Origin of the sequence: Caballeronia glathei, assembly GCF_000698595.1 — a bacterium.
In the GTDB taxonomy this organism is placed as follows: domain Bacteria; phylum Pseudomonadota; class Gammaproteobacteria; order Burkholderiales; family Burkholderiaceae; genus Caballeronia; species Caballeronia glathei.
Genome location: NZ_JFHC01000137.1, coordinates 1 through 8,742, shown reverse-complemented (window position 1 = coordinate 8,742; position 8,742 = coordinate 1). Strand labels below are relative to the sequence as shown.

The window sequence follows — 8,742 nt, the reverse complement described above, 5'->3', positions numbered from 1 at the left end:
GCTTCTGCGAGTCGTGCGGCTTCTGCGGGTCGTGCGGGTTGTGCGGGTTGTGCGGCTTCTGTGCCCTGCGTCGGATCAGCCTTTGGACCGACCTTCGGATCGCGCTTCCGATCGCGCTGCGACTCCTGCTTCTGCGCGCGCGCCGAATCGGGTTGCACCACGGCGCCCGCGCGGCTTGCGGCTCTCGGTAAACGGTTGTCCGCAGACGGACGCCCGCTGCGCAATGCGGCCTGCGCCCCGTCCGGCGCCGACTCCTGCGCATCACGCCGGGGCGCACGGCCGTCCTCGCGCGGCTCGTCTGGCCGCGCACGCTGCGCACCGGCCGCGTGCGGACCGGGCCGGGAATCATGTCGGGAGGGACGCTCGCTGGTACGTCGCGCGTCGTGCGGAGCGGCTATCGGCGCCGCACGGGGGGCATCGTTTTGCGGACGCGCACGGCCACCGGCGTCGGCCGGCTGCCTCTCGCGAGAGTCGGCCGTGGCGGCGGATGCACCAGACTGCGGCATCGCGCCTTCGATCCGGCGTCCGGTTCGCCCGTCGCGCGGTCCCTGCGTCTGGCCGGACGCGGATTTCACCGGCGGCCCGTCGCTGGCGGCATGCGCCGGCGGGCGGCGGTCGACGGCCGAAGCCTTGCCGGAAACACCCGAAGCACCCGAAACACCCGATACGCCCGATACGCCCGAACCACGCGGCGCCTGCCCCGTCCGCCCTTCCGGCCGAACCGGCCGATCGGCGCCGCCGCCCGGCGAACGAGCGGCCTTCGATTCGCGCGCCGCCGCGCCGGTAGGCTCGCCGCGCGCCGCCTGCGCGGCCCGCTCCGTATCGCGGACCACGCCCCCCGAGGCCGGCGCGGCGCCCGCAAAGCGCTTCGCCGCGGCTTCCTTCTTGCTGAGCGCGCCTGTTTCACCGGCCTCGCCGGCGGCGCCCCCGTGCGCCTTCGCATCACGCAGCAGACTTTCGCGCAGCTTCTTCAACTGCTCCTGAGGATCGGGCTTGTCCGCGTCGGCGGGTTGTTTGGAAACATTCGGCATAGCGTCGCATTATAATCCCGGCATGAATTCTCAAACCGACCTCCCCTCCATGCCGTCGCGGGTTACAGCCGAGCCTGCAGCCGAGCCTGAAACGCCCGATACGCACGCCCAGTTCGTCGACTGGATGCGCTCCGTCGCGCCCTATATCCACGCGTTTCGCAACAAGACCTTCGTCGTGGCGTTCGGCGGCGAGCTGGTGCAGGAAGGCCGGCTCAACGCGCTCGTGCAGGACGTCGGTCTTCTGCACGCGATGGGCATCCACGTCGTGCTCGTGCACGGCTCGCGGCCGCAGGTCGAGGAACAACTGAGCCTGCACGGCGTGGAATCGGCGTTTTCGCACGGCCTGCGCATCACCGACGCCCGCGCGCTCGAATCCGCGAAGGAAGCCGCCGGCGAAGTGCGCCTCGACATCGAGGCCGCGATCAGCCAGGGTCTGCCGAACACGCCGATGGCGCACGCCCACATCAGCGTCGTATCGGGCAATTTCGTGACAGCGCGCCCGGTCGGCATTCTGGATGGCGTCGATTTCCAGCATACGGGCGTCGTGCGCAAGATCGACGGCGACTCGATCCGCCACTCGCTCGCGAGCAGCAAGCTCGTGCTGCTGTCCCCGCTCGGCTTTTCGCCGACGGGCGAGGCGTTCAACCTGTCGATGGAAGACGTCGCGTCGGCGGCCGCGATCGCCCTGCGCGCCGACAAGATCATCTTCCTCACGGAAACCCCGGGGCTCGTCGACGAAAACGGCGAACTCGTGCGCGAAATGTCGCTCGACGACGCCTACCGCCTGCACGAAGGCGGCGAGTTGCAGGGCGACGCCGCGTTCTACCTCAAGCACACCATCCGCGCCTGCCGCGGCGGCGTGGCGCGCGCGCACATCATTCCGTACGCGCTCGACGGCAGCGTGCTGCTCGAACTCTTCCTGCACGACGGCGTCGGCACGATGATCTCGTACGAGAACCTCGAAAGCCTGCGCGAGGCGACGCCGGACGACGTCGGCGGCATTCTCACGCTGATCGAGCCGCTCGAATCCGACGGCACGCTCGTGCGGCGCGGGCGTCACCAGATCGAACGCGACATCGACCACTTCTCGGTGATCGAGCACGATGGCGTGCTGTTCGGCTGCGCGGCGCTCTATCCGTATACGCAGGAGCGCATCGGCGAGATGGCGTGCCTGACCGTCGCGCCGGAGGCGCAAGGCTCGGGCGACGGCGAACGGCTCTTGAAGCGCATCGAGCAGCGCGCCCGCGCGCGCGGCCTCACGCACATCTTCGTGCTCACGACGCGCACCGAGCACTGGTTCCTCAAGCGCGGCTTCGTGAAGGTCACGGTGGACGACCTGCCCGAAGACCGGCGCCGTCTCTATAACTGGCAGCGCAAGTCGCTCGTTTTGATGAAACAGATCTGACAACCGCATTCCGGCACGGCCGCACGGTTCGATATCAGGCAACAAGCGAACGCGCGGCGCCCCCAATACCCGATATGACAACCATGTGACCAGAGTAGCGCGCCAAAGCGCCGACGCTGGTCGACACAGGAGAAACACACGATGGCCCGAATGATTCAATGCGCAAAGCTCGGCAAGGAAGCCGAGGGACTCGACTTTCCGCCGCTGCCGGGCGAGCTTGGCAAGCGGATTTACGAGACGGTGTCGAAGGAAGCGTGGCAGGGCTGGCTCAAGCAGCAGACCATGCTCATCAACGAAAACCGCCTGAACATGGCCGATCCGCGCGCCCGCCAGTATCTGCTCAAGCAGACCGAGAAATACTTCTTCGGCGAAGGCGCCGACACCGCTTCGGGCTACGTGCCGCCGCAAAACTGAGCAGCGGGACTGGGAGCGAACTGAAAAGCGGACCGCTGCGGGTTCCTGCGAACGCGCGATGCCAGTCTCATCCAGGCAAGGCAAGAAAGGGCCGGCGCAAGACGATTGCGCCGGCCTTTTTCACGTCTGATTGCAAATGCGTGCGCCTAGTCGAGGAGCGGCACGATCCGGGCGTCGGCCTTGCCGCCGTCGATTGAAAGCAGTCCCACCGTCACGGGCAGCTTGAAGCGCCGCGGCCCCGCGCTGCCGGGGTTGACGAAGAGCACGCCGTCGCGCCGCTCGATCAGCGGCTTGTGCGAATGGCCGGTCACCACCACGCCGATGCCGTCCAGCTGCCGCGGCACGTCCGCGATATCGTGAACGACGAGTATCCCCACCCCGCCGATGTCGAGCCGCGCCGCTTCGGGCAGCACGTCGATGCGCTCGCCCGAATCGTTGTTGCCGCGCACGGCGGTGACAGGCGCGAGTCCGGCGAGCAGGTCTAGGACAGCCGGGCGGCAGATGTCGCCTGCGTGGATGATCTGCTCGCAGCCGCGCAGCGCGTCGAGCGCCTCGGGACGCACGAGATTGTGGGTATCGGAAATTAGGCCGATGCGGATGGCGGAGGACATGATGGTGTGCGGCCGGCGCGCTGGCACTCGATGCGAGGAGGATTCGGCAAGCGTAGCACGCCGGTCGTCCGGCGCGGCTCGCACCGCGCGCGTGCTGTCAGTGCTCTTCGCCCGCCACGACATTTTCTACGCGGCTGTCCGGCACGAGCCACGCCACCGCCACGAGCGCGTAGATCGCGGCCGCGAGCCATGGCTGCCAGAAGGCGCTGACCATCGCGACGAGATAAAGCACGACGGACAGCTTGCCCTTGCGGTCGGCGCCGAGCGCGCGTTCGAGCATGGCGTTCGCGCCGTGCATCGAGGTCAGCGCGTGCGCCAGGATGAAATGCGCGACCGATGCCATGAACAGCACGAAGCCGTAGAGCGCGGTCGGCAGGGGCTGCAACTGGTTCTCGCCCATCCAGTTCGTCGTGAACGGAAGAAGCGACAGCCAGAACAGCAGGTGCAGGTTCGCCCACAGCACCGAGCCGTTCACGCGCTGAACGGCGTGCATCAGATGATGGTGGTTGTTCCAGTAGATGCCGACATAGATGAAGCTCAGCACGTAGGCGCAAAGGACCGGGAAAAGCGGGACGAGCGCGGCGAGGTCGCCGCCGTGGGGCACCTTCAGCTCCAGCACCATGATCGTGATGATGATGGCGATCACGCCATCGCTGAATGCCTCGAGCCGGTTCTTGCCCATTGTCGGTCCTCGGTCCTCGGTGGAGATTGCGGTTGCGGTGTCGAGTACGGCTGCGCGCGCGCGAACGGCGGCATGCTTCGGAACCCGTCGCCGATTATGCGTGAGCCACAATGCGTTGTCGATTCGGCGGCACGGGCGGGAATGGTCGCGCGGGACCGGGTTCGAAACATCGGACGCCGGATTTATCGGCTGCGGCGCGGCAGGCACGAGAGACGCGCGGTAGCGCGCCAAGCCTTGTACCGAGGGGCGCCGCGCGCCGAAATGGTAGAATCGCGTCCGCCCTGCCGGGGTGATGAAATTGGTAAACATAGCGGACTTAAAATCCGCCGCCTAACGGCTTGCCGGTTCGAGTCCGGTCCCCGGCACCAGCATGTTTCGCATACGGCCCGGACACGATCGCCCATGTATCGCCGCGCCTTGCCGTCATCCACGCAGACGCTATCTCCAGCGCGGATCGCATTCGAACCTGAGGAGCGCCGCGCGCGTGTTCCAGCCCCTTACCCCGGTCACGTCCATCTGGATCTGATGCATCTGCTTGTCGCGTTCGGAGCAGAAGCGCTCTGCGCTCTCCGACGTGGTCCTCAGCACGTGCCCCCACGTGACGAACGGATTGCGCGTCTTCCCGCTCACGGAGTAGCGTCCATGGCCGAGTTCATCAATGGGGGAAACGCTCGTGCAGCCGCAAACCAGCACGGCGCACGACAGGACGATCATTCTTCTCATGGACCGGTCGCGGCTGGGTTGCGTCGATTGTGGGAACAACGACGGACCCTGGCAATGGCGGCGCCTTCGCATGTCGCGCGATCGCAACAACGAAGGCGCGTTGCATCACGACCAGAGACGGCGCGCCCGAACGCTTCTTCGAAGGCGGCCCGGGTGGCCGCCTTCGCACTCAGACGGCATTGAGCAGGCGTTCGGCGTCTCTCACGGCATCGAAGAGCGCTTCGATGGCGGTATCGCGATCGAGCAGGCACACGTGCTCGATATTGAACGGCAGCGCCTCCACGCCGACAAACCGCACGGTTCCTTCGAAACAGGCGCGGCCCCTGCCCGTGCGGACAGAAGCGATGTAATGAGGGGTGATGTAGAGCGCAACAGGTGTCATATGGGACCTCCGCGACCCGGCATGTTCAGTCGGTGTCGAGAGTGTATGCACGACGTGCGCGCGCGAGCACCCCCACTGCGCAGGGACGCATGCCCCCGATTCGGAGAGGCCGGTGAGTCGCCTAGACCGCCCCGCCCAGTATTCGCGAGACAAAATGTCTGCCCCAGGCTTCGCCATGCGCAATGGCATCCGCCACGGTGGGGAACGGCCCATGCCCGCCCGTGAGCTCGCCGGAGTCCTCGGTGAGCATCGAGCCGTGAACCGGCTGCCGGTCGAGACGCGTCACGATCACGCGGACGTTGAAACCGACGACGCTCTCGGCGTCGGCGGGATCGCACTTCTCTTCGGTGTTCATCGCCAGAAGGTAGTCGCCTACTTCAATGTCCTTTTGCATTGCCGTCTCCCTTGCGCTCTGCCGGTTCCGTCGGGCAAGCGTAGCATGAAGCATCGGCGAAGACGCGCGCACGCCGGCCCGTACCACCCAGGCCTGCAAGGCGCGAAGCCCGCATCGGCGACGGCAGGCGGCCGCCCCCGATTTATTTACATCGCATCGAATCGGACTTAAAATCCGCCGCCTGACGGCTTCGCGCTTCGCCGACGGCTCCGCGCTTGAACCCCGCCCACGCCATGTGGCATGCCCGTCAGGTGCGCGAAGGCGCAAGTCACGCGCATCCATCGTATGGAACGGCGCATCGGCGCCGCAGCAATCATCCGCTCGGGCGCCGTGCCGCGTCCCGTCCCGCTCAATGTGCCCGACGCCGCCCGTCGCGCACCGACTCGAAGCACAGATGAACATTCGCACCAGCCTTTTCGTTTGGTTCTCGCTCTCGCTCGCGCTCCTTGCCGGCTGCACGTCGACCTACAGGAACGTGGACGTATGCAAGGACAAGATGCGCGCCGAATACCCGAATGCCACGAGCGCGCCGCTCACGCTGACGGCATCGGGGGCGGCCTATCACGGCGCGCGGGTCGTCGTGCGGGGCGACATTGCCACGCCGCCCAAGCCGCCGGCGACCAAGAAAACCGTCACGGGCGCCGCGGCGGAATGCACGTTCGCCGCCGACACGCTGACTGGCTTCCGGTGGCTCGCGCCGGCGGCGCTCGTGCCGAAGCCGCCGGCCGAGGATGAGTAGGCGCCGCGGCGAGCGCGCAGTCGGGGTAAGCTGGTGAGGCGCGCCGTGCCGCGCCGGAGACATCGCCATGCTGCTTGCTCAAATCAGTGATCCGCACATCACGGCGCCCGGCGCGCTCGTCGGCGGCGGCATCGACACGGCCGCCTTTCTCGCGCGTGGCGTCGCCGCGCTGAACCGCGTCGCGCCGCGCCCGGACGCGCTGCTCATCACCGGCGACCTCGTCGACGGCGGCGGGGTCGAGGAATACCGCCACCTGCGGGCGCTGCTCGCCCCGCTTGCCATGCCGTGGCATCTGATGGCCGGCAATCACGACGGCCGCGCCGCCCTGCGCGCAGTCTTCGACGACCGTCCCGAACTGTCGGCGAGCGGCGAGTTCATCCAGTACGCATTCGACGCCGGACGCCTGCGCGTCATCGTCCTCGACACCCTCAATCCGGGCGCGGGCAGCGGCCGGCTCTGCGATGCGCGCCTCGCGTGGCTCACGGAAGCACTCGACGCGTCGCGCGGCCGGCCCGTCGTGATCGCGCTGCATCACCCGCCCTTCCTGACGGGCATCCGCTTCATGGACGACCTGCGGCTCGATCCCGCCGACAGCGCCCGGCTCGACGCGCTCCTTCGCCAGCATCCGAACGTGGAACGCGTGATCTGCGGCCATGTGCACCGGCCGATCGTGGCGCGTTTCGGCGGAACGATCGCGTGGTGCGCGCCTTCGACGGCGCATCAGATCGCGCTCGACCTGCGCGCCGACGCCCCGCCCGCGTACATCATGGAGCCGCCCGGCTTCGCGCTGCATTTTCACGAGCCTGCCACGGGAGTCGTCACACACTACGCGAGCGTCGAAGAGGGCGGCGGCCCGCGGCGCTTCGCCGAGCAGACATAGGGCGTCTCCAGTATGATCGGCGGCTGCCGCCCGCCGATCGGATCGGCTCTCCGGTCACTGCGCGTTTCGCTCAGCGATTGACTCAGTGAGCGACTCCGTGAGCAATTCAGTGATCGACTCAACGAGCGAGACCGCGAACGAATCCGCCCGGCCGGCGCACCGCCAAAACGAAACGCACATTGCCATGTCCCTGTCCCCGTCAGCATCCGACCGCCACCCGCACTACTCGCGCGCCACGCTGTGGCTCCTCGCGACGATCGCGGGCGTCTCGGTTGCGAACATCTACTTCAACCAGCCGCTGCTCGACGACTTCCGCGCGTCGTTCCCCGCGAACGCGTGGCTCATCGGCGCGGTGCCCGCTGCAACGCAGCTCGGCTACGCGTTCGGCATGTTCTTTCTCGCGCCGCTCGGCGACCGGTTCGACCGGCGCCTCCTGATCCTGCTGCAGCTCGCCGCGCTCGGCGTCGCGCTCATCGCGGCGACGGCGGCGCCCACGCTGTCCGTGCTGATCGCGGCGAGCCTCGCGATCGGCGTGGTGGCGACCATCGCGCAGCAGGCCGTGCCGTTCGCGGCGGAGCTCGCACCGGCCGCACAGCGCGGCCATGCGGTCGGCACCGTGATGAGCGGGCTCTTGCTCGGCATCCTGCTCGCGCGCACGGTTTCGGGTTTCGTCGGCCAGTATTTCGGCTGGCGGGCCGTGTTCGGGGCGTCGGTGGTCGCGACGATCGTGCTTGCCGTCGTGGTCATCACACGCCTGCCGAAAAGCCGCCCGACCTCGACGCTGGCGTACGGCAAGCTGCTCGGCTCGATGTGGCATCTGGTGCTCGAAAATCCCGGTCTGCGCGAGTCGTCGCTCACAGGCGGCGCGATGTTCGCGGCGTTCAGCATCTTCTGGTCGGTGCTCACGCTGCTGCTCGCCGGCGAGCCGTTCCACATGGGGCCGCAGGCCGCGGGCCTGTTCGGCATCGTGGGCGCGGCCGGCGCGCTTGCCGCGCCGCTCGCCGGCAAATCGGCCGACAAGCGCGGACCGCGTGCGGTGATCTCGCTTTCGATTGCGCTCGTCGCCGTGTCATTCGTGATCTTCGCGCTGTCGGGGCGCAGCATCGCGGGGCTCGTGATCGGCGTGATCGTTCTCGACATCGGCGTGCAGGCCGCGCAGATCTCGAACCAGTCGCGCATCTACGCGCTCAAGCCCGACGCGCGCAGCCGCGTGAACACCGTGTACATGGTCGCGTATTTCATCGGCGGCGCGGTGGGGTCGGCGGTGGCGTCATTCGCGTGGCATGCGCTCGGGTGGACCGGCGTGTGCCTCGCGGGGCTCGCGGCGACCGGGCTCGCCGGATTCAGCCACTGGCGTGGGCGGGTCGAAATTGCCTCTCAGGCTGAATGACCGTTCAGGCTCCGGTTTTTGAGCAGTTTCACGTGCTGAGGGTTTTCATGGCGCTTTGCCCCTTTGCGGGGCGGCAGTCACTTTCTTTGCA

Annotated in this window: 10 protein-coding genes, 1 tRNA gene and 1 pseudogene; 6 read left to right on the top strand and 6 right to left on the bottom strand. The window is 67.7% G+C overall.

Features of this window, described 5'->3' with window-relative positions:
* Window positions 1–1,031, bottom strand: a pseudogene (locus tag BG61_RS39620) (hypothetical protein); the annotation flags it as partial.
* A 22-nt stretch (window positions 1,032–1,053) separates the two neighbouring features.
* On the opposite strand from BG61_RS39620, the gene argA reads away from it, so the two are divergent.
* Together argA and BG61_RS37075 are read left to right on the top strand one after the other, a co-directional pair.
* Complete coding sequence (argA, locus tag BG61_RS37080; protein WP_035936219.1) at window positions 1,054–2,436, top strand: amino-acid N-acetyltransferase; 1,383 nt, start codon at window positions 1,054–1,056, stop codon at window positions 2,434–2,436.
* Between the two features lie 141 nt (window positions 2,437–2,577).
* Window positions 2,578–2,850, top strand: a complete 273-nt coding sequence (locus BG61_RS37075; protein ID WP_035936222.1) for an oxidative damage protection protein — start codon at window positions 2,578–2,580, stop codon at window positions 2,848–2,850.
* A gap of 146 nt (window positions 2,851–2,996) precedes the next feature.
* On the opposite strand, the gene BG61_RS37070 is transcribed toward BG61_RS37075, so the two are convergent.
* Both BG61_RS37070 and BG61_RS37065 read right to left on the bottom strand, forming a co-directional pair.
* Window positions 2,997–3,461 carry a metallophosphoesterase family protein gene (locus BG61_RS37070; protein WP_035936224.1) on the bottom strand — a complete coding sequence of 155 codons (465 nt, stop codon included), beginning with the start codon at window positions 3,459–3,461 and terminating at the stop codon, window positions 2,997–2,999.
* Between the two features lie 97 nt (window positions 3,462–3,558).
* Window positions 3,559–4,143: a TMEM175 family protein gene (locus tag BG61_RS37065; RefSeq protein WP_035936233.1), complete on the bottom strand. Its 585-nt coding sequence runs from the start codon at window positions 4,141–4,143 to the stop codon at window positions 3,559–3,561.
* Window positions 4,144–4,426: 283 nt separating this feature from the next.
* Here BG61_RS37065 and BG61_RS37060 point away from each other — a divergent pair.
* Window positions 4,427–4,511, top strand: a tRNA-Leu gene (locus BG61_RS37060).
* A 70-nt stretch (window positions 4,512–4,581) separates the two neighbouring features.
* Here the strand turns inward: BG61_RS37060 and BG61_RS37055 are convergent.
* From BG61_RS37055 to BG61_RS37045, 3 genes are all read right to left on the bottom strand, one after another.
* Window positions 4,582–4,866, bottom strand: a complete 285-nt coding sequence (locus BG61_RS37055; RefSeq protein ID WP_129572218.1) for a hypothetical protein — start codon at window positions 4,864–4,866, stop codon at window positions 4,582–4,584.
* A gap of 169 nt (window positions 4,867–5,035) precedes the next feature.
* The gene (locus BG61_RS37050) at window positions 5,036–5,248 is read right to left on the bottom strand and encodes a hypothetical protein (protein WP_035936238.1); all 213 of its coding nucleotides are present in this window, start codon (window positions 5,246–5,248) and stop codon (window positions 5,036–5,038) included.
* A gap of 121 nt (window positions 5,249–5,369) precedes the next feature.
* The gene (locus BG61_RS37045) at window positions 5,370–5,642 is read right to left on the bottom strand and encodes a hypothetical protein (protein WP_035936240.1); all 273 of its coding nucleotides are present in this window, start codon (window positions 5,640–5,642) and stop codon (window positions 5,370–5,372) included.
* Window positions 5,643–6,036: 394 nt separating this feature from the next.
* Between BG61_RS37045 and BG61_RS37040 the strand changes: the two genes are divergently transcribed.
* From BG61_RS37040 to BG61_RS37030, 3 genes are all read left to right on the top strand, one after another.
* A complete protein-coding gene (locus BG61_RS37040) occupies window positions 6,037–6,381 on the top strand; it encodes a hypothetical protein (RefSeq protein WP_035936417.1) in 345 nt (114 codons plus the stop codon).
* A gap of 67 nt (window positions 6,382–6,448) precedes the next feature.
* Window positions 6,449–7,261 carry a phosphodiesterase gene (locus BG61_RS37035; RefSeq protein WP_035936242.1) on the top strand — a complete coding sequence of 271 codons (813 nt, stop codon included), beginning with the start codon at window positions 6,449–6,451 and terminating at the stop codon, window positions 7,259–7,261.
* 184 nt (window positions 7,262–7,445) lie between these two features.
* On the top strand, window positions 7,446–8,651 hold the full coding sequence (locus BG61_RS37030) for an MFS transporter (protein WP_174479763.1): 1,206 nt from the start codon (window positions 7,446–7,448) through the stop codon (window positions 8,649–8,651).
* Window positions 8,652–8,742 lie beyond the last annotated feature (91 nt).

What these genes read in the sequence shown, in the direction of transcription:
- argA (WP_035936219.1), top strand. Translation starts at nt 1,054, where the DNA reads ATGAATTCTCAAACCGACCTCCCCTCCATGCCGTCGCGGGTTACAGCC.
- BG61_RS37075 (WP_035936222.1), top strand. Translation starts at nt 2,578, where the DNA reads ATGGCCCGAATGATTCAATGCGCAAAGCTCGGCAAGGAAGCCGAGGGA.
- BG61_RS37070 (WP_035936224.1), bottom strand. Translation starts at nt 3,461, where the DNA reads ATGTCCTCCGCCATCCGCATCGGCCTAATTTCCGATACCCACAATCTC.
- BG61_RS37065 (WP_035936233.1), bottom strand. Translation starts at nt 4,143, where the DNA reads ATGGGCAAGAACCGGCTCGAGGCATTCAGCGATGGCGTGATCGCCATC.
- BG61_RS37055 (WP_129572218.1), bottom strand. Translation starts at nt 4,866, where the DNA reads ATGAGAAGAATGATCGTCCTGTCGTGCGCCGTGCTGGTTTGCGGCTGC.
- BG61_RS37050 (WP_035936238.1), bottom strand. Translation starts at nt 5,248, where the DNA reads ATGACACCTGTTGCGCTCTACATCACCCCTCATTACATCGCTTCTGTC.
- BG61_RS37045 (WP_035936240.1), bottom strand. Translation starts at nt 5,642, where the DNA reads ATGCAAAAGGACATTGAAGTAGGCGACTACCTTCTGGCGATGAACACC.
- BG61_RS37040 (WP_035936417.1), top strand. Translation starts at nt 6,037, where the DNA reads ATGAACATTCGCACCAGCCTTTTCGTTTGGTTCTCGCTCTCGCTCGCG.
- BG61_RS37035 (WP_035936242.1), top strand. Translation starts at nt 6,449, where the DNA reads ATGCTGCTTGCTCAAATCAGTGATCCGCACATCACGGCGCCCGGCGCG.
- BG61_RS37030 (WP_174479763.1), top strand. Translation starts at nt 7,446, where the DNA reads ATGTCCCTGTCCCCGTCAGCATCCGACCGCCACCCGCACTACTCGCGC.